We start from the raw sequence: 19,688 nt of genomic DNA on the forward strand, positions 1-19,688 counted from the left end.
ACGCAAGATAGCGTCACAGGGAGCCGGCATGCTGGAAAAGCTGTTTCAACTCAAAGCCCACAACACCAATGTGCGCACCGAGATTCTCGCGGGTATCACCACATTCCTGGCCATGGCCTACATCCTGTTCGTCAACCCGAGCATCCTCGGCGAAACCGGCATGGACAAAGGCGCAGTGTTTGTCGCGACCTGCCTGGCGGCGGCCATCGGTTCCACCGTGATGGGCCTGATCGCCAACTACCCGATCGCCCTGGCACCGGGCATGGGCCTCAACGCCTTCTTTACCTATACCGTGGTGCTGCACATGGGCCACACCTGGCAGGTTGCGCTGGGGGCGGTATTCATTTCGGCGGTGCTGTTCTTCCTGCTGTCGATCTTCCGTATCCGTGAGTGGATCATCAACAGCATACCCCTGCCCCTGCGCTCGGCGATTGCCGCCGGTATCGGCCTGTTCCTGGCGCTGATCGCCCTGCACAACGCCGGTATCGTGGTCGCCAATCCGGCCACGCTGGTGGGCCTGGGCGACCTGAAACAACCGGCGCCGATCCTGGCGACCCTGGGCTTCGTGCTGATCGTCGCGCTGGAAGCCCTGGCAGTGCGCGGCGCCGTGCTGATCGGCATCCTGGCGGTGACCATTGTCTCGATCCTGCTGGGCGTCACCCCGTTTGGCGGCGTGACCTCCATGCCGCCGTCACTGGCCCCGACCTTCCTGCAGCTGGACATCAAGGGCGCGCTGGATATCGGCCTGGTCAGCGTGATCTTTGCCTTCCTGTTCGTCGACCTGTTCGACAACTCCGGCACCCTGATCGGCGTCGCCAAGCGCGCCGGCCTGATGGGCAAGGACGGCCATATGCCGAAAATGGGCCGTGCGCTGATCGCCGACAGTACAGCAGCCATGGCCGGCTCGCTGCTGGGCACCTCGACCACCACCAGCTACATCGAATCCGCCGCCGGCGTGAGCGCCGGTGGCCGTACCGGCTTGACCGCCATCGTGGTTGCGCTCCTGTTCCTGCTGGCGTTGTTCTTCTCGCCCCTGGCGGCCAGCGTACCGGCCTTCGCCACCGCGCCGGCGCTGCTGTTCGTGGCGGTGTTGATGACGTCCGGCCTGGCCGAAATCGACTGGGATGACATTACCGTGGCAGCGCCGGTGGTGATCACCGCCCTGGCGATGCCGTTCACTTACTCCATCGCCAACGGCATCGCCTTCGGTTTCATCGCCTGGACCGCCATCAAGCTGCTTTCGGGCCGCTACCGTGAGCTGAACCCGGCACTGGTGATTCTGTCGATTCTGTTCGTGATCAAGCTGGGCTGGTTCAACGCATGACTTTCGACGCCGCACACTACACCGTTCAACTGCAAGACAAGGTCACGCGTTTGCGTGACCTGCTGGCACCCTTCGACGCGCCCGAACCGCAGGTCTTCGATTCGCCGCTGCAGAACTTCCGCCTGCGCGCCGAGTTCCGCCTGTGGCGCGAAGGCGGGGAACGCCACTACGCGATGTTCGCCCAGGACGACAAGCGCACGCCGATCCTCATTGAAGAGTTTCCCATTGCCAGCCAACGCATCAACCAATTGATGCCGCAGCTCAAGGCCGCCTGGCAAGCCAGCGCCGCCCTGAGCCACAAGCTGTTCCAGGTGGAGTTCCTGACCACCCTGGCCGGCGACGCGATGATCACCCTGTGCTATCACCGCCCGCTGGACGAGCACTGGCACGCCGCCGCCAACCAACTGGCGACTGAGCTGGACGTGAGCATCATCGGCCGCTCCAAGGGCAAGCGCGATGTGATCGGCCGCGATTACGTGGTGGAGAAACTCGAGGTCGGTGGCCGCACGTTCAGCTACCGCCAGCCCGAAGGCGCCTTCACCCAGCCCAACGGCACGGTGAACCAGAAGATGCTCAATTGGGCGTACGACGCCCTGGGCGATCGCCCGGACGACTTGCTGGAGCTGTACTGCGGCAACGGCAATTTCACTCTGCCGTTGGCGACCCGCGTGCGTAAGGTGCTGGCCACCGAAATCAGCAAGACGTCGGTCAATGCGGCACTGAGCAACCTCGATGAAAATGCCGTGGATAACGTCACCCTGGTGCGCCTTTCCGCCGAAGAGCTCACCGAGGCGCTGAATGAAGTGCGACCGTTCCGCCGCCTGCATGGCATCGACCTGAAGAGCTACGAATTCGGCAGCGTATTCGTCGACCCGCCCCGCGCCGGCATGGACCCGGACACCTGCGAACTGACCCGGCGTTTCGACAACATCCTGTATATCTCCTGCAACCCGCAGACGCTGGCGGCGAACATTGCGCAACTGCATGACACGCACCGGATCACCCGGTGTGCAATGTTTGACCAGTTTCCGTGGACGCATCATATGGAATCGGGTGTATTGCTGACCCGTCGATAAATCTGTCAGGCATCATCAACTCCGAAGCTGGAATTCATGTATCCGGCGTGTCGCCCGAATCCAGAACGTCCTTGCGCGGCCGGCCGCCCTTCTTGCCATTGGCCCGGGCGGCAGCTGATTTGGCGGCGCTGCGTTTGCGACCGTTTCGCGAGGCTACCAGGCTTGTAGCGAGGTCCATCAGAGGCTGGCTTGTGGCGATAAGGCCCGTGATCGAAACGTCCAGGTCCCGGGCCTCACAGCAAAGCGCCTTGCCGCCGAAACCGACCTCCAACTGCTGAAAGTCCTGCGGGGAAAACCCCGCGAACTCCGGTAGACCGGCCACCGGCAACATGACACGGCTGCCATCGCTGAAGCCAATGGAGATGCAGTCGTCTTGATAGCGCACGTTGCTGGCGTTGGCATACAGACGCTTCAGCTTGCGCCCACGGGCTATTGCCTTGTCGACATCGGCATCGCTGAGAGGCACATAGGGTGTGACTTTGGCTGTTACGATTTTTTTCATAATTCAATCTCCACAAACCCCGGTGCCCTGACCAGGCTCAAAACTGTTTTTTGCCCTACGACATCGTGCCGGGCACGTGCGATCACATAAACGCCCCGCTGAATGATCAACCCCGGCAACAACTCACTGGTTTCCCAATCCCAGGAATGGTTCTCCAGGCAAACCGTTTGCAGGTTTTCCCACCAGATCCTGCGTGCCCGCGCCAAGTAGTGCCGCTGCATTATTGCCTCGCGTAATGCCTTCAAGATCGCCGTGGGTGGTCGGCAGCGTTCAGGGTTTACATCCCACAGCTCCACGTCCCCATCCAGGAAACTGAAACGAAAACGTGCATCCCATGCCCTTCCCCTGACATGCACATGAGGCGGGCAATGCTCATCCCTGAGAAATACCGAAATTACATATCCCTTGTAAGTGCCTACTCTCATCGTAACCCATCCGTTAGGTTGTTTTCCGCCAGGTAACAATTTTCCTGTGTCACCCGACCACCGGCTTCATGCTCACGAAGCTGCGTCAAAGATTAGTAACGCCGAACAAACCGGCGAACGCCGGGTTGTAACCACTCATGCCAACGGTTGGGAGACTCCGTCCGCGCTCGCAAATCGTGTTCACTCTGCAATCCGGCGTAATACTTCAACAGAAGCTGCCGTGCTGATTAACGGTTCGATAATCGAACACATCTACCGCCATTCATTGACCAAACTAACCATTCGGTACATTTTATCTCCACAACCAATAAAAACTGTGGAGACCCCTCTATGCCGCCTATCGTGCTGGTGCTCAACGGCCCCAATCTGAACCTGCTCGGCACCCGCGAGCCCGCCACTTACGGTCACGAAACCCTGGCTGACATCGCCGCCCTGTGTGGCCGCAGCGCCGAAAAGCTCGGGCTGAGCATTGAGTTTCGCCAAACCAACCATGAAGGCGAGTTGCTCGACTGGATTCACGCGGCCCGCGCCCGTTGCGCCGGGATCGTGATCAACCCAGCGGCCTGGACCCACACCTCGGTAGCGATTCGCGATGCGCTGGTGGCCAGCGAAGTGCCGGTGATCGAAGTGCATTTATCCAACGTGCATGCCCGTGAGGCGTTTCGTCATCACTCCTTTGTCTCGCCCATCGCCAAGGCGGTACTGGCCGGGTTTGGTAGCCATGGCTACCACTTGGCCCTGGAGCATTTCAGCCACTCGTTGAAAGGATGCGCCTGATGAAACCCCGCGTTCTCGCCGGCCTGATCGGCGCCGGCATCCAGGCCTCGCGCACGCCCGCCCTGCATGAACAGGAAGGTGACGCCCAGGGCTTGCGCTATTTGTATCGCCTGATCGATCTGGAGGTGCAGCGCCTGGACAGCCATGCCCTGCCCGACCTGCTGCGTGCCGCTGAACAGATGCACTTCACCGGCCTGAACATTACTTACCCGTGCAAGCAAGCAATCCTGCCGTTGCTGGATGAATTGTCCGACGAGGCCAGGGGCATTGGCGCGGTTAACACGGTGGTGTTCAAAGACGGCAAGCGCATCGGCCATAACACCGATTGCCTGGGCTTCGCCGAAGGTTTTCGGCGCAACTTCAATGATGTGCCACGCCAGCGCGTGGTGCAGATGGGCGCCGGCGGTGCGGGCGCGGCCGTGGCGCACGCGCTGCTGGCCGAGGGCGTGGAACAGCTGAGCATTTTCGACGTGGACACCGCCCGTTCCCGCGAGCTTGTGGATAGCCTCGCCCGGCGTTTTGGCGAAGGTCGCGCCCAGGTCGGCGGCCACTTGGCCAACGCCGTGACCGAGGCGCAAGGTCTGGTCAATACCACGCCGATGGGCATGGCCAAGCTGCCCGGCACACCCGTGCCGGCCGGGTTATTGCACGCCGGGCTGTGGGTGGCGGAAATCGTGTATTTCCCGCTGCAAACCCAATTGCTGCATGACGCCCGCGCCCTGGGTTGCCGTACCCTGGATGGCGGCAATATGGCGGTGTTTCAGGCAGTGAAGGCGTTTGAGTTGTTCTGCGGCGCGGCGGCGGATGCAGACCGGATGCTGGCGCACTTCCAGAGCATGAATACCTCCCTGTAGAAACCGGGCCAAAAATGTGGGAGGGGGCTTGCCCCCGATAGCGGTGTATCAGTGGCACATGCTCATCTGACAGACCGCAATCGGGGGCAAGCCCCCTCCCACATTGATTGCACTCAGCCCTGAAATCACGTGTTCTCAGGCCTGAAGGTAGCGCAACACCGATTCGCAGATCATCGCGCGATGCCGCTGCTTGATCGCCTCATCCGACAGTTCGATCTGAAAAATCTCGCTGAACGTATGGCGGTTGGATACGCGGTAAAAACTGAACGAGTTGATCAACAGGTGGACATCCAGGGGCTCCAACCCTTCACGAAACAGTCCCATCTGAGCGCCTCGACGCAAGGTCTCACCGAGACTCTCGAGGATTTTGCTGTTCATGTCCTTGATCGTACTGGTGCGTTTCACATACTCGGCGTTGTGGATATTTTCGATGCTGACAATGCGCACGAAATCCACGTTCTGGTCATGGTGGTCGAAGGTGAACTCCACCAGCCGGCGAATCGCTTCGCGCGGTTCCAGGGCCGTGAGGTTCATGCGGGTTTCAGTGTTGCGGATATCGCCGTAGAGCTTCTCCAGCACCTCGACGTAGAGCTGCTCCTTGCTGCCGAAGTAGTAATAGATCATGCGCTTGGAGGTGTGGATGCGCTCGGCAATGGCGTCCACGCGGGCGCCGGACAGGCCTTGCTGAACAAACTCGACAACGGCTTCCTGGAGAATATTCTCGCGGGTCTTTTCCGGATTGTTCTTGCGACTCTTGCGCGGTGCGTCTGACACGGCAGAGAGGTCGGGAGTCAGGGTCATGGTGCGCTCACGGCGTTTTTATGCAGGCCCGATTATGGGCCGAGGCGCTCCCCGAAGGAAGCACCCCGACTGCCGTTATAAACGTGCCTGGCGCACCGCACCGCTGCGCGACTTGGCCATTGCCGCCAGACGCACGGCCACGTTGGCCGCGCCATAGCCGGCATAGCCGTTCTTGCGCTGGATGATCTCAAAGAAAAACCGGCCCTCGAAGGCTTCGGTGTAGACGTGAAACAGCTCACCGCCCTGGGCGTCGCGGTCGTACAGCACGTTGTAGTACGCCAATTCGCTGAGAAACTCATCGTCGAAATCAAAGCGTGCGGCCAGGTCGTCATAGTAATTGAGCGGGATGTCCAACAGCGGCACGCCGGCCTCCTTGGCCCGGCGCACTTCGGCGAAAATATCCGCGCAATCGAAGGCAATGTGGTGCACGCCCGAGCCGCGGTAGCTCGATAACGCGTGGGAAATGGCAGTATTGCGGTTCTCGGAAATATTCAGCGGCAGGCGAATCGAACTGCAGCGGCTGCGCAATGCGCGGCTTTTGACCAGACCATAGGGATCGGGCAGCACCACTTCGTCGTCGGCTTCAAAATCCAGCAGGCTCTTGTAGAACAATACCCAGCTGTCGAGGCTGTCGGCCGGCAGGGCCATGGCCATATGATCGATGCGCAGCAAGCCGCCGCTGGCGGCAGTCGCGGGCTGCAGGTTGAAATCGGTGTCGTAGAGCCCGCCTTCGCTTCGGTCCACCAGGTAGATCAGGCTGCCATCCGGCGCACGCACGGCGGCCAGCTCGAGTTCGTTGGGCCCAACCAGGCCGCGATAGCGCTGGCCTTTGTAGGCCACCGCTCGCTCCAATGCCTTGGCACTGTCGTTGACCCGCATCGCCATGGCGCACAACGACGGCCCATGGGCCTCGAAAAAATTGTGGGCAAAGGAATAGGGCTCGCAATTGAGGATCAGGTTGATATCGCCCTGACGCAACAGGCTCACATTCTTGGAGCGATGCTGGCCGGCCTTGGCAAAGCCCAGGCGCTCCAACCAATGCGTGAGCTTGGCGCCAAGGCTTTCATCCACGGCAAACTCGAGGAATTCGATGCCATCGTATTCGCTGGCCGCCGGCGTCTCGAACAGGATATCCACGGGCGCGGCAGGTTGTTGCGCGGCCAGGCGCTGACGGGTTTTCTCTTCCAGGTACAGCAACGAGCGCAAACCATCCGCCGCGTTGGCCCGCGTCGGTGCGGCGCGAAAGCCGTCGTTGAAAATCTCCAGGGACAAAGGCCCGGTGTAGCCACTCTGGATGATCGGCGCAAGAAAGCCTGCCAGATCGAATTCGCCCTGGCCGGGGAAGCAGCGAAAATGCCGGCTCCACTCGAGTACATCCATGGCCAGGATCGGCGCGTCGGCCATTTGTACGAAGAAGATTTTGTCGCCGGGGATCTCGGCGATGGCACTCGGATCGCCCTTGAGGGACAAGGTGTGGAAACTGTCGAGCAAAACGCCCAGGCTTGGCTGATTCACCTGGCGCACCAGGTTCCACACCTGTTGCCAGGTGTTCACATGCTTGCCCCAGGCCAGCGCTTCGTAGCCGATTCTCAAGCCACGGCGGCCCGCGTGTTCGGCCAGCAGGCTGAGGTCATCGAGCAGGATGCGTTCATCGCCCACGCAATCGGCCGAGGCGTTACTGCACACCAACACCAGGTCGGTGCCCAGCTCCTGCATCAAATCGAACTTGCGCTCGGCGCGCTCCAGGTTACGGGCCAGGCGGTCACGGCGGCAGCCTTCAAAGTCGCGGAACGGCTGGAACAAAGTGATGGCGATACCGAGGTCGGCGCACATCTGTCTAACTTCGCGCGGGCTGCCGTCGTAATACAATAGGTCGTTCTCGAAAATCTCAACGCCATCAAACCCGGCGGCGGCAATGGCTTCGAGCTTTTCCGGCAGGGTGCCGCTCAACGACACGGTAGCGATGGAACGTTGCATGGGTCACTCCCGGCAATTGTTGTTTATGGCAAATTATTCGCCCCCAGCCTACACGCGGCAATTAAAATGTACGAACCGGTTAGTTTTTGGTGCGATTATCGAACACTATGCCCCTTTGGCGAATTGACGACTTTTTAACCACTGCGCACCATCAACCTTGCATCAAGACCCAGATCTCACCATAAAAATTTCAAAAACGGGTACGACCTCATGCCTCTGCAAAATCCCGCCCTGGCCACGCGCCCCGGCACACCGCACGCCGGCATCGGCGACAAGATCCGCGGCGCCCTGGCCGTGGGTAAAACCCGCTGGGGCATGCTGGCCCTGGTGTTCTTCGCTACCACCCTCAACTACATCGACCGCGCCGCCCTGGGCGTGATGCAACCGATTCTGGCCAAGGAAATGAGCTGGACGGCGATGGACTACGCCAACATCAACTTCTGGTTCCAGGTCGGCTACGCCATCGGCTTTGTGCTGCAGGGCCGGTTGATCGACCGGGTTGGCGTCAAGCGCGTGTTTTTCTGCGCGGTACTGCTGTGGAGCCTGGCCACCGGTGCCCACGGCCTGGCCACTTCGGCGCTCGGTTTCATGGTCTGCCGGTTCATCCTCGGGCTGACCGAAGCGGCCAACTACCCTGCCTGTGTGAAAACCACGCGCCTTTGGTTCCCCGCTGGCGAACGCGCAGTGGCTACAGGCATTTTCAACGCCGGCACCAACGTCGGCGCCATGATGACGCCCATGCTGCTGCCGTTGATCCTGCACGTGTGGGGCTGGCAGGCGGCGTTCCTGTGCATGTCCGCGCTCGGAGGTATCTGGCTGGTGCTTTGGGGCTTGAAGTACTACAACCCGGAAGACCATCCCAGCGTTAAACAATCGGAATTGGACTACGTGCAACAGGAAGTCGAGCCGGAACAACCCCGCGTGCCGTTCAGCCGCATCCTGCGCATGCGCGGCACTTGGGCCTTCGCCCTGGCCTACTCGCTGACCGCCCCGGTGTTCTGGTTCTACCTGTACTGGCTGCCGCCGTTCCTGAACCAGCAATACAACCTGGGCATCAACGTGACGCAGATGGGCATTCCGCTGATCATCATCTACCTCACCGCCGACTTCGGCAGTGTGGGCGGCGGCATCCTGTCCTCGTTCCTGATCGGGCGCGGGATGAACTCGATCAAGGCACGGCTGCTGTCGATGCTGTTGTTCGCCTGCTGCATCGTCGGCGTGATCATGGCGGCCGGCTCCAGCCAGTTGTGGGTCGCGGTGTTCGCCATCTCCCTGGCCATCGGCGCGCACCAGGCCTGGACCGCCAACATCTGGAGCCTGGTGATGGACTACACGCCCAAGCACATGATGAGCACGGTGTTCGGTTTCGGCGGCATGTGCGCGGCCATCGGCGGCATGTTCATGACCCAGATCGTCGGCCATATCCTCACCGTGACCCACAACAACTACACCGTGTTGTTCACCCTGATCCCGGCGATGTATTTCATTGCGCTGACCTGGATGTACTTCATGGCGCCGCGCAAGATTCCTACAGTAGACGTTTAATTTACCGACGCCGCTGCTGCCAGGCAGCGGCCAACCCACTCATGCAGATCACCCCGATGCCGACCACGGTGGTCGTGTCGGGGGTATGGCTGAACACCAGCCAACCCAACAACCCCGCAAACGCGATCTGGCAATAGCCGAACGGCGCCAGCAAGGCCGGCGCCGCGAAGCGGAACGCCTGGGTGAGCATCAAGTGCGCGGTCATCCCACAGGTGCCCAGCGCCAGCATCATCACGCCATGCCACAGGGTGGGCACCTGCCAGAAGAACGGCACCATCGCACTCATCACCAAGGTGTTGCACAGGCCGGCGAAAAAGTTGCTGGTGGTGGGACTGTCGTATTGGCTGAGAATGCGCGTGAGCAGTTGGTAGAAACAGAAGAACAACGCCGAGCACAGCGGCAGCAGCACCGCCGGTGTGAACAACTCACCGCCCGGATGAATGATGATCACCACGCCGACAAACCCGCAGATCACCGCCAGCCATTGGCCACGTGTGACGTGCTCGCCGAGCAAGGGCACCGAGAGCGCCGTCACCAGGATCGGCGCGAGGAAGTTCACCGCCGTGGCTTCCGCCAACGGGATGTAATGCAGCGCCGTGGTGAAGAACAGGCTGGTGCCCAACAGGCACAACGCCCGCACCACCTGCATGCCCGGGCGTTTGCTGCGCAGCACGCGCAGGCCCGATTGCGGCAGGAAAATCCCCGCCATCAACAAGGTGTGCACCATGTAACGCGCCCAGACCACCATCACGATCGGGTAGAACCCGGCCAGGTATTTGGACAAGGCGTCGTGGCTGGAGAACAGAAACGTCGCCAGCACAATCAGCAGAATGCCTTTGAAGGGATGGTTGACGCCGGAAAGCGGGGTACTGACAGTCATTGATTTCTCTTGTATGTCGAGCGGAACGCGATAGCACTCAACCTAGTAATCTAGCAGCCGGGCCTGTGTCTGCCCCAAGAGCATAACCAAACACCGGGCGAACAGCGCACTAAATCAGTGGATTTGAGTCCAACGCTGCACGCACGCCCCAGCGTTGCACACTTTTTAACCAAGGCCCTGCCGATATGAAAAAAATCCTGTTTGCCCTGTCTGCCCTCGCCCTGCTCTCTGCCTGTGACAAGACCCCCAAGGAAGCACCAAAGCCTGCACCCGCTTCCGTGCAAGCAACCCTGGTGCCCGAGACCCCGCCAACCGATAAATGGGTGGGCAAGTGGATCGGCGTCGAAGGCTTGAACCTGAACATCGCCAAGGACGACAGCATCGGCCGCGGTCATTACCTCCTGACCATGCAATATGGCCTGGATGCCGATGCTTCCGGCACATTCAAGGGCCAGGCAACCGACGAAGGCATCGCCTTCACTCGCCCCGACGGCCCCCAGTTGCTGCGTGCCGGGGACGGCGCCGCCACGGGCCTGAAGTGGCTGGCAGATAAAAAAGACTGCCTGATTGTGGCTGCCGGCGAAGGCTATTGCCGCTAACTACGACCATACTCCATCCATATTTTTGCCGGACCGTTAACAAGAGGATTGCCCCATGCTATGGAAAAAAGGCCGACGCAGCGACAACGTGGTCGATGCCCGCGATGACAGCGGCGGCGGTGGTATGCGCTTCGGTGGCGGCAAGGGCCTGAGCCTCACCGCTATCGTGCTGATCGTCGGCATCGGCTGGCTCACCGGCCAGGACCCGATGCAGATCCTCGGCCAGTTGACCGGCCAGATGGAGCAGGCGCCGTCGGTCAGCACGCAGCCACAGTCGCGCCAGGCGCCGCCGGCCAACGATGAGCAGGCCGACTTTGTCCGCGCCGTGCTGGGCGATACCGAAGACACCTGGGGCCAGGTATTCCAGGAAAACGGCCTGGCCTACAAGAACCCGAAACTGATCCTGTTCCGTGGCCGGGTGAACTCCGCCTGCGGGGGCGCCACCGCGGCCAGCGGCCCGTTCTATTGCCCGGCGGATCAGCAGGTGTACCTGGACCTGGATTTCTTCCGGGAAATGTCGCAACGCTTCCAGGCCGCCGGCGATTTCGCCCAGGCGTATGTGATCGCCCACGAAGTCGGGCATCACGTGCAAACCCTGCTCGGCATCTCGTCCAAGATCCAGGCCGCGCGCGAGCAAGGTCGCCCCATGCAAGGCGACGGTGGCTTGCTGGTACGCCAGGAACTGCAAGCCGACTGCTTTGCCGGCGTGTGGGCCAACCGCGCACAAAAACGCCTGAACTGGCTGGAGCCCGGTGATATCGAAGAAGCCCTGAACGCGGCCAATGCCATCGGCGACGACCGCCTGCAGCAACAGGGCCAGGGGCGCGTAGTGCCGGACTCGTTTACCCACGGTACTTCGGCCCAGCGCGTGCGCTGGTTCAAGACCGGCTTCGCCCAGGGGCAGATCGCCCAGTGCGATACCTTTAATGCCAAGAGTCTCTAAATGAATAAACGATTGGGGTTGCTGCTGGGTGTGTTGGTGTCCGGTTGCACCCTGGCGGCCGAACACGGCGTCAAGGTGATCAGCCCCGATCGTTTTCATCTGGAGGCCGGCGACCTCAGCCTCGGCTTAAGCCAGGATTGGCGCCAGCCGCTGCCCAAGGTCACTCGTGCGCTGATCATCGTGCATGGCCGCCTGCGCAATGCGCAGACCTACCTGCAAAGCGGCATCGACGCCGCCAACCATGCCGGGGTTGGCGGCAACACGCTGGTGATCGCGCCGCAGTTTCTCAATCAGTTGGATGTGAAGCGTAACCACTTGGGCGATCAGGTGTTGCATTGGAAGGGTAACGACTGGATGGCCGGCGAACCGTCAATCGGCCCGGGCCAGATCAGCTCGTTTGCCGCCCTCGACCAGATCATCAAGCACCTGGGCAGCCGCACACTGTTCCCGGCGCTCAAGGAAATCGTGGTCGCCGGGCATTCCGGCGGTGGCCAGGTGGTGCAGCGTTTCGCTGTCACCGGCCACACTCACCCGATGCTGGAGACCGAGGGCATCAGCCTGCGCTATGTGGTCGCCAACCCATCGTCCTATGCCTACTTCAGCCCGCAGCGGCCGGTGCCGTTCGAGATAGCCGATTGTCCAGGTTTCAATGACTGGAAATACGGCATGCAAAAGCTGCCGGCCTACGCCGGCGACCACGGTGCCGAACAGTTGGAGCGGGCCTACGTATCACGCGATATCACCTACCTGCTGGGCCAGCAGGACACCGACCCCAACCACCCTGCGCTGGATAAAAGCTGCGAAGCCCAAACCCAGGGCGCGTATCGGCTGATTCGCGGGCACAACTATTTTGACTACCTCAAGCGGCGGCATCCGCAGCTGGGTCACAGGTTGGTGGAAGTGCCAGGGGTTGGGCATGACGGGGATAAGATGTTGACTTCGCCGCAGGGAGAAAAGGTGTTGTTTGCACCATAATCACTGAAGAAACCCAATCAAAATGTGGGAGGGGGCTTGCCCCCGATGGCGGTGTGTCAGTCAGCACATGTTTAGCTGACAGCCCGCTATCGGGGGCAAGCCCCCTCCCACAGTTGATAGCTATTGCCTGGGCTGGATCATCTGGTACAACGCTGCGCAGCAGAGACGTTCCCGCACTCACTGAAGAAACCGGATTAAAAATGTGGGAGGGGGCTTGCCCCCGATGGCGGTGTGTTAGTCAGCACATGTTTAGCTGACAGACCGCTATCGGGAGCAAGCCCCCTCCCACAGTTGATCTTCATTGCCTGGGCTGGATCATCCGGCACAACGCTGCGCAGCAGAAACGTTCCCGCACTCACTGAAGAAACCGGATTAAAAATGTGGGAGGAGGCTTGCCCCCGAAGGCGGTGTGTCAGTCAGCACATGTTTAGCTGACAGACCGCCATCGGGGGCAAGCCCCCTCCCACAGTTGATCTTCATTGCCTGGGCTGGATCATCCGGTACAACGCTGCGCAGCAGAAACGTTCCCGCACTCACTGAAAAAACCGGATTAAAAATGTGGGAGGGGCTTGCCCCCGATGGCGGTGTGTCAGTCAGCACATGTTTAGCTGACAGCCCGCTATCGGGGGCAAGCCCCCTCCCACAGTTGATAGCTATTGCCTGGGCTGGATCATCCGGCACAACGCTGCGCAGCAGAAACGTTCCCGCACTCACTGAAGAAACCGGATTAAAAATGTGGGAGGGGGCTTGCCCCCGATGGCGGTGTGTCAGTCAGCACATGTTTAGCTGACAGACCGCTATCGGGGGCAAGCCCCCTCCCACAGTTGATCGCTATTGCCTGGGCTGGATCATCCGGTACAACGCTGCGCAGCAGAAACGTTCCCGCACTCGCTGATGAAACCGGATTAAAAATGTGGGAGGGGGCTTGCCCCCTCCCACAGTTGATCTCTATTGCCTGGGTTAAATCATTCGGCGCAGCGCCGAACAGTCCTCGGCATGCCAATCCGCCAACTCCGGCCAGGGGTTCTGCGGCAGGTTCACCAACACGGTCCTGGTCCCCGCTGCCCGGCCACAGTCCAGGTCAAAACGATAATCCCCCACCATCACCATCTCGCGGGGTGACACGCCCCAGGCCGCCGCCAGTTTCAACAAGCCACCCGGGTCAGGCTTGGGCGGCGCGTCCTCACGCCCCAGCACATCCTCAATGGCAAAGCAGTCCGCCAGGCCAATCGCCTCCAGGGTGATATGGGCCAGCTCCTGGGCATTGCGCGTCAGAATTCCCAGGCGATAACCGCGTGCGGCCAGCTCGCGCACCAGTTCAACCGCACCTTGCGCTGCCACCGAGCCCAGTGCCAGTTCGCGCTCATGCTCCAGCAGCCAGGCATGCTTGGCTGCCGCGATGTCCGCCGGCAACGCGGCAAGGTGCGTGAGAATGTCGTCTTCGGCAGGAATCTCCAGCGCCACCCGGATGGCCGCGAAATCATGCACCGCCACCGTGAGGGTGCCGTCCATGTCGAACACCCAATGCCGGACGTCGGCTAGGCTCATGCCCAGTCCTTGCGATGGCGAATCAAGCCTTCCTGGGTCACCGAGGCCACCAGTTGCCCAGCGCGGTTGTACACGCTGCCACGGGAAAACCCACGCGAATTGCCGGCCCAGGGGCTGTCCATGGCATACAGCAACCAATCATCGGCGCGCAGGTCGGCGTGAAACCACAGCGCGTGGTCGAGGCTGGCGACTTGCATGTCTTTCTGCCACACGGTCTTGCCGTGGGGCAGCAGCGAGGTGGTCAGCAGGCCGAAGTCCGAGGCGTAGGCCAGCAGGTATTTATGCAATGCCGGCGCATCGGCCAGGGCGCCGTCGGCGCGAAACCACACGTACTTGACCGGGTCGGACGGCTGCGGGTTGAACGGGTCCTTTTCGGTGACCGGGCGCACTTCGATGGGCTTGGGGCACAGCAGCTTGTCGCGCATGTGCTCGGGGATCAGGTGCGCGCGCTGCTGAGTCAGCTCCAGCTCCGATGGCAGGTTCTCCGGGCCGACCACCACGGGCATGGTGGTCTGGTGCTCGAAGCCTTCTTCGTCGTACTGGAACGAGGTCGTGCAGGTGAAGATCGGATGGCCCTTCTGAATCGCAGTGACGCGGCGCGTACTGAAACTGCCGCCATCGCGCACGCGGTCCACCGAATACACCACCGGCAACGCCGCGTCTCCAGGGCGCAGGAAATAACCGTGCAGGGAATGTACGTGACGCGCTTCTTCTACCGTCTGGCTGGCCGCCGACAGCGACTGGCCAAGCACCTGGCCACCGAACAGTTGGCGAAAACCCAGGTCCTGGCTGCGGCCGCGAAAGAGGTTTTCCTCGATCGGCTCCAGGGTCAGCAAGTCCACCAGATCTTCCAATACTTGGCTCATTGAAACTCTCCTCAAAGCAAAACGGTATCTACCTGTAGGAGCGAGCTTGCTCGCGAAAATCGTTAACGATGACGCAGCGCTCTTGGTTTACCGCAGCGCGCTTGCGTCCTTCGCGAGCAATCTCGCTCCTACAGGTTTCTATTAAGTATGACCGCCTGCTTATCCGTGCAGCGTGTCCAACCATTGGGCGCGGGTGATGCGGTACAACACATGGGCGCGCAGCGGGTCATCGGCTGCGACTTTGGGGTGTTGAAAATCTGCCTGCGGATCGTAATGCATACCGATGGCCTGCATGACTTTTTGTGAAGGCAAATTGCCTTCGGTGGTAAAGGCGACGATTTCATCCAGGCTCAAACGATCAAAACCACAACGCAATGCGGTCCATGCTGCCTCGCTGGCATAACCCAGGCCCCAATGTTCGCGGGCCAGGCGCCAGCCGATTTCCACCGCCGGGGTGAAGCTTTCCTCAAAACTGACGTTCTGCAGCCCGGTAAGGCCGATGAATTCGCCGGTGTCCTTGCGCTGCAACGCCCAAAAGCCAAAGCCATATTCGGCAAAATGGCCGCGAATCCGCCCAATCAGTGCGGCGCTTTCCAGGTGGCTCAACCTGGCCGGGAAATAGCGCATCACCTGCGGGTCGGCGCACATCTGCGCAAAGGCCGGCAGGTCGCTGTCACGCCATGGGCGCATGACCAGGCGTGCACTTTCCAATTCCAGTATCGGCTCCATGGTTCCCCCTCCCTTGCCATGTGCGTGAGTGTACAGCGCTGGTAAGATCCGACGCAGATTCCCGTCAGAAAATCCCATGCCCTTGCCATTGATCTACCACGATGACTACAGCCCCGAGTTCCCGGCAGGCCACCGGTTCCCCATGGACAAGTTTCGCCTGTTGCGCGACCACCTGGTGGACAGCGGCCTGACCGAGGACAGCCAGTTGCTGCGTCCGCAACTGTGCCCGGGGGAGACTCTGGGCCTGGCCCACGATCCCGGGTATATCGAACGCTATATGAGCGGCGAGTTGTCTCGCGAGGACCAACGGCGCCTCGGCCTGCCGTGGAGCGAAGCCCTGGCGCGCCGCACCGTGCGCGCGGTGGGCGGCTCGATCCTGGCGGCGGAGCAGGCGCTGGAACACGGCCTGGCCTGCCATCTCGCCGGCGGCACCCATCACGCCCATTACGATTACCCGGCGGGCTTTTGCATCTTCAATGACCTGGCAGTGATCAGCCATTACCTGCTGGCCAGCGGCCGGGTCAATCGGGTGCTGATCTTTGATTGCGACGTGCACCAGGGCGACGGCACCGCACGCATCCTGCATGACACGCCGGATGCCATCACCGTATCGCTGCACTGTGAAAAGAACTTTCCGGCGCGCAAGGCCCGGAGCGACTGGGACATTCCATTGCCCATGGGCATGGGCGACGACGACTACCTCAAGGTGGTCGACGACGCGCTCAATTACCTGCTGCCGCTCTACCAGCCGGACCTGGTGCTGTACGACGCGGGTGTGGACGTACACAAGGACGACGCCCTCGGTTACCTCAAGCTGACGGATGCCGGCGTTGCCGCCCGCGATGAAAGCGTGATGCGTCACTGCCTGGGCCGCGATATTCCAGTGATGGGCGTGATCGGTGGCGGCTACAGCAAGGACCGCCCTGCCCTGGCCCGCCGCCACGGCATCCTGCATCACAGTGCGCAGCGTGTGTGGACGTCATCAGGTTGTCATTGATATGTGTGCGTTACCCACAATGCCTGTGGAATCACCTGTGGATAACTTGAGTGTAACGGCCTGCAAGCAAGTAACCGTATGGTGTGTAGGAAAGTGTACATTTTTTGATCAGGCAGGCGTGCCGTCGTCGGGTAGAATGCTCGGCCTATTCACACCACCGTAGCCTTGCCCATGCCTCAGTCTTCTCCCCCCTCTGTCTCCATTATCGGCGGCGGCCCTGCCGGGCTGATGGCCGCCGAAGTCTTGAGCCAGGCGGGCGTACGGGTGGCGCTGTACGACGGCATGCCTTCGGTAGGACGCAAGTTCCTGCTGGCCGGCGTCGGCGGCATGAATATCACCCACTCCGAAGCCTACCCGGCGTTCCTTGCGCGCTATGCCGAACGCGCACCGCACATGGCGCCGTTGCTGCGCCGCTTCGGGGCCGAGGCGTTATGCGAGTGGATTCACGGCCTGGGCATTCAAACCTTTGTCGGCACCTCCGGCCGCGTATTTCCTACGGACATGAAGGCCGCGCCGTTGCTGCGTGCCTGGCTCAAGCGTCTGCGTGATCAAGGTGTGGTTATCCACACCCGGCATCGCTGGGTGGGCTGGAATGCCGAGGGTGATCTGCTTATCCACAGCCCGGACGGCGAAAAAGTTGTCCACAGCGATGCCGTGCTGTTGGCCCTGGGCGGCGGCAGTTGGTCCCGCCTGGGCTCCGATGGGGCCTGGCTGAATCTGCTGGAAGGCCAAGGCGTGCCTTACGTTCGCCTGCAACCGAGCAACTGCGGGTTTGAGGTGTCAGCCTGGAGCAACCTGATGGTCAGCAAATTCGCCGGGGCGCCGTTGAAAAATGTCGCCATTGGACTGGGGGACGATAAGCCTCGACTGGGGGAATGCGTCGTGACGGCCACTGGCATCGAAGGCAGCCTGATCTATGCGCTGTCGGCGCCGATTCGAGAAACGATCAACCGTGACGGCGCCGCCACCGTGCATATCGATCTGCTGCCGAGCAAGCCGCTGGACAAGGTGCAGGCTGCGCTGGCAAAGCCACGTGGGTCGCGGTCGATGAGCAAGCATTTGCACAGTCAGCTGGGGTTGGATGGCGTAAAAGCGGCGTTGTTACGCGAGCTGACGCCCGCTGAACACTTCGCCGATCCGGCGCAGTTGGCAGTCGATATCAAGGCGTTGCCGCTGACATTGGTCAAGACGCGGCCCATCGACGAAGCCATCAGCACGGCCGGTGGTGTGCCGTTTGAAGCACTGGATGAGCGGTTGATGCTCAAGCAATTGCCTGGGGTGTTTTGTGCCGGGGAAATGCTGGATTGGGAGGCGCCGACCGGGGGGTATCTGCTGACGGGGTGTTTTGCCAGTGGCAGGGCGGCGGGGCTTGGGCTGTTGGAATGGCTTAACAACTGAGAGGTGGGGTGGATTCAAGGCCGCCATCGGGGGCAAGCCCCCTCCCACATTTCGAATGTGTTCACAAATCAAAGTGTGGGAGGGGGCTTGCCCCCGATGAGGCCATCAGCCCCACCGCAAAATCACTTCTTCTTACGCGGTCCGGTGTTGAAAACCGGCACCTTGCGCACCGGCTTGATCGACGGTTCCGCCGGCGCCACGTCACCGCTGTCCACCCATTTACCCAAATTGCGCTTACCGCCGCCGCCCGATGTCTTGGGCTTCTTCGGCTTTTTCGGCTTCTTCACCACCTGCCCACTGGCATCGGTATCCGGCACGCGATGCTCGGGTACGAAATCCGCTTCCATTTTGCGGGTCAGGGTCTGGCGCGTGAGCATCTCGATCGCCGACAGCATGTTCACTTCATCGGCACACACCAGCGAAATCGCCTCGCCGGTGTTGCCCGCACGGCCGGTACGGCCGATACGGTGGATGTAGTCTTCGGCGACGATCGGCAGGTCGAAGTTGACCACCAGCGGCAGGTCTTCGATATCCAGGCCACGGGCCGCCACGTCGGTGGCCACCAGGATCTGCACTTCGCTGGCCTTGAAGCGGTCCAGCGCGCGTTGGCGGGTCGCCTGGGGCTTGTCGCCATGGATGCCGTCGGCATTGATGCCCAGGCCCTGCAACTTGTCCACCAGCGCGTCCACGCCATTGCGGGTTTTGGCGAAGACCAGCACCTGCTTCCAGCGACCCTTGCGCATCAGGTGCACGAACAGTTCCGGCTTGCGCTTTTTATCCACCGGCACCACCCACTGCTGCACGGTGTTGGCGGCGACGTTGCGCGGGCTGACTTCGATACTCAGCGGGTCATTGAGCATTTGCCCGGCGAGCAGGCGGATGTCATCGGAAAACGTGGCTGAGAACAGCAGGGTCTGGCGTTTTTTCGGCAGCATGCGGTAGATGTTCGCCAGCTCTTCGGAGAAGCCCAGGTCGAGCATGCGGTCGGCTTCATCCAGCACCAGGGTTTGCAGCTGGTTGAGTTTCAGCGCGTTCTGGCGGAACAGATCAATCAGGCGCCCGGGGGTGGCGACCAGGATGTCGACACCCTTGCGCAGCTTCATCATCTGCGGGTTGATGCTGACGCCGCCGTACACCGCGTAAGTGGTCAGCGGCAGGTGCTGGGCGTATTCGGCGACGCTGGCGTGAACCTGCTCGGCCAGCTCGCGAGTGGGGCACAGGATCAGCGCACGCGCCGAGTTGGCGGCGACTTTCGGCCCTTCCATCGTCAGCAATTGCAGCAGCGGCAAGGCAAAGCCGGCGGTCTTGCCGGTGCCGGTCTGGGCGGCGGCCATCAGGTCGCGACCGGCCAGCACCGCCGGAATGGCTTGCGCCTGCACCGGCGTCGGGGTCTGGTAGCCAAGCGTCTCAAGGGCGCGCAGCAAGGGTTCGATCAGGCCAAGGGTGGCGAAAGTCATGTAGTTACCGTAGGA

The 19,688-nt window shown here is 61.3% G+C and carries 19 protein-coding genes; 10 read left to right on the forward strand and 9 right to left on the reverse strand.

What is annotated here, in order from left to right; genetic code table 11:
- Positions 1-28 precede the first annotated feature (28 nt).
- Entirely contained in the window at positions 29-1,324 is a 1,296-nt protein-coding gene (locus CIB54_RS09095; protein ID WP_065952105.1) for an NCS2 family permease, read from the forward strand.
- Entirely contained in the window at positions 1,321-2,400 is a 1,080-nt protein-coding gene (gene trmA, locus CIB54_RS09100) for a tRNA (uridine(54)-C5)-methyltransferase TrmA (RefSeq protein WP_101219589.1), read from the forward strand. The genes CIB54_RS09095 and trmA overlap by 4 nt, the downstream gene beginning before the upstream one ends.
- Positions 2,401-2,434: 34 nt before the next feature.
- On the opposite strand, the gene CIB54_RS09105 is transcribed toward trmA, so the two are convergent.
- Positions 2,435-2,902, reverse strand: coding sequence for a DUF2442 domain-containing protein (locus tag CIB54_RS09105; RefSeq protein ID WP_101219591.1), 468 nt, complete (start codon positions 2,900-2,902; stop codon positions 2,435-2,437).
- Complete coding sequence (locus CIB54_RS09110; protein ID WP_065952102.1) at positions 2,899-3,327, reverse strand: DUF4160 domain-containing protein; 429 nt, start codon at positions 3,325-3,327, stop codon at positions 2,899-2,901. Before CIB54_RS09110 ends, CIB54_RS09105 begins: the two co-directional genes overlap by 4 nt.
- Before the next feature lie 330 nt (positions 3,328-3,657).
- Between CIB54_RS09110 and aroQ the strand changes: the two genes are divergently transcribed.
- Together aroQ and CIB54_RS09120 are read left to right on the forward strand one after the other, a co-directional pair.
- Positions 3,658-4,104, forward strand: coding sequence for a type II 3-dehydroquinate dehydratase (aroQ, locus tag CIB54_RS09115; protein WP_065895204.1), 447 nt, complete (start codon positions 3,658-3,660; stop codon positions 4,102-4,104).
- Positions 4,104-4,958, forward strand: coding sequence for a shikimate dehydrogenase (locus CIB54_RS09120; RefSeq protein ID WP_101219661.1), 855 nt, complete (start codon positions 4,104-4,106; stop codon positions 4,956-4,958). Before aroQ ends, CIB54_RS09120 begins: the two co-directional genes overlap by 1 nt.
- Before the next feature lie 135 nt (positions 4,959-5,093).
- Here the strand turns inward: CIB54_RS09120 and CIB54_RS09125 are convergent, their stop codons facing one another.
- Both CIB54_RS09125 and quiC read right to left on the reverse strand, forming a co-directional pair.
- Entirely contained in the window at positions 5,094-5,759 is a 666-nt protein-coding gene (locus tag CIB54_RS09125) for a TetR/AcrR family transcriptional regulator (protein WP_101219593.1), read from the reverse strand.
- Between the two features lie 75 nt (positions 5,760-5,834).
- Positions 5,835-7,736: a 3-dehydroshikimate dehydratase QuiC gene (quiC, locus tag CIB54_RS09130; RefSeq protein WP_065952101.1), complete on the reverse strand. Its 1,902-nt coding sequence runs from the start codon at positions 7,734-7,736 to the stop codon at positions 5,835-5,837.
- 210 nt (positions 7,737-7,946) lie between these two features.
- Here quiC and CIB54_RS09135 point away from each other — a divergent pair, with 210 nt between their 5' ends.
- A complete protein-coding gene (locus CIB54_RS09135) occupies positions 7,947-9,281 on the forward strand; it encodes an MFS transporter (RefSeq protein ID WP_065952100.1) in 1,335 nt (444 codons plus the stop codon).
- Between the two features lies 1 nt (position 9,282).
- Here CIB54_RS09135 and CIB54_RS09140 read toward each other — a convergent pair whose 3' ends face one another.
- The gene (locus CIB54_RS09140) at positions 9,283-10,161 is read right to left on the reverse strand and encodes a DMT family transporter (protein WP_101219595.1); all 879 of its coding nucleotides are present in this window, start codon (positions 10,159-10,161) and stop codon (positions 9,283-9,285) included.
- A 185-nt stretch (positions 10,162-10,346) separates the two neighbouring features.
- On the opposite strand from CIB54_RS09140, the gene CIB54_RS09145 reads away from it, so the two are divergent.
- Genes CIB54_RS09145 through CIB54_RS09155 form a run of 3 tightly spaced genes read left to right on the forward strand, consistent with a single transcriptional unit; the run spans position 10,347 to position 12,678 of the window.
- Positions 10,347-10,760: a lipoprotein gene (locus CIB54_RS09145; protein ID WP_065952098.1), complete on the forward strand. Its 414-nt coding sequence runs from the start codon at positions 10,347-10,349 to the stop codon at positions 10,758-10,760.
- Positions 10,761-10,815: 55 nt separating this feature from the next.
- Positions 10,816-11,703, forward strand: coding sequence for a KPN_02809 family neutral zinc metallopeptidase (locus tag CIB54_RS09150; RefSeq protein WP_101219597.1), 888 nt, complete (start codon positions 10,816-10,818; stop codon positions 11,701-11,703).
- Entirely contained in the window at positions 11,704-12,678 is a 975-nt protein-coding gene (locus tag CIB54_RS09155) for a hypothetical protein (protein WP_101219599.1), read from the forward strand.
- A 960-nt stretch (positions 12,679-13,638) separates the two neighbouring features.
- Here CIB54_RS09155 and CIB54_RS09160 read toward each other — a convergent pair.
- From CIB54_RS09160 to CIB54_RS09170, 3 genes are all read right to left on the reverse strand, one after another.
- Complete coding sequence (locus tag CIB54_RS09160; RefSeq protein WP_101219601.1) at positions 13,639-14,226, reverse strand: HAD family hydrolase; 588 nt, start codon at positions 14,224-14,226, stop codon at positions 13,639-13,641.
- A complete protein-coding gene (gene tesB / locus CIB54_RS09165; RefSeq protein WP_065895199.1) occupies positions 14,223-15,092 on the reverse strand; it encodes an acyl-CoA thioesterase II in 870 nt (289 codons plus the stop codon). Before tesB ends, CIB54_RS09160 begins: the two co-directional genes overlap by 4 nt.
- A gap of 159 nt (positions 15,093-15,251) precedes the next feature.
- The gene (locus tag CIB54_RS09170) at positions 15,252-15,821 is read right to left on the reverse strand and encodes a GNAT family N-acetyltransferase (RefSeq protein ID WP_065952094.1); all 570 of its coding nucleotides are present in this window, start codon (positions 15,819-15,821) and stop codon (positions 15,252-15,254) included.
- Between the two features lie 76 nt (positions 15,822-15,897).
- Here CIB54_RS09170 and CIB54_RS09175 point away from each other — a divergent pair, with 76 nt between their 5' ends.
- Positions 15,898-16,818 carry a histone deacetylase family protein gene (locus tag CIB54_RS09175; protein WP_101219602.1) on the forward strand — a complete coding sequence of 307 codons (921 nt, stop codon included), beginning with the start codon at positions 15,898-15,900 and terminating at the stop codon, positions 16,816-16,818.
- A gap of 171 nt (positions 16,819-16,989) precedes the next feature.
- Complete coding sequence (locus CIB54_RS09180) at positions 16,990-18,216, forward strand: TIGR03862 family flavoprotein (protein ID WP_101219604.1); 1,227 nt, start codon at positions 16,990-16,992, stop codon at positions 18,214-18,216.
- Between the two features lie 122 nt (positions 18,217-18,338).
- Here CIB54_RS09180 and CIB54_RS09185 read toward each other — a convergent pair whose 3' ends face one another.
- Positions 18,339-19,673, reverse strand: coding sequence for an RNA helicase RhlE1 (locus tag CIB54_RS09185; protein ID WP_065952092.1), 1,335 nt, complete (start codon positions 19,671-19,673; stop codon positions 18,339-18,341).
- Positions 19,674-19,688: the final 15 nt, after the last annotated feature.

Source organism: Pseudomonas fluorescens, assembly GCF_002837185.1.
Taxonomy (GTDB): domain Bacteria; phylum Pseudomonadota; class Gammaproteobacteria; order Pseudomonadales; family Pseudomonadaceae; genus Aquipseudomonas; species Aquipseudomonas fluorescens_AM.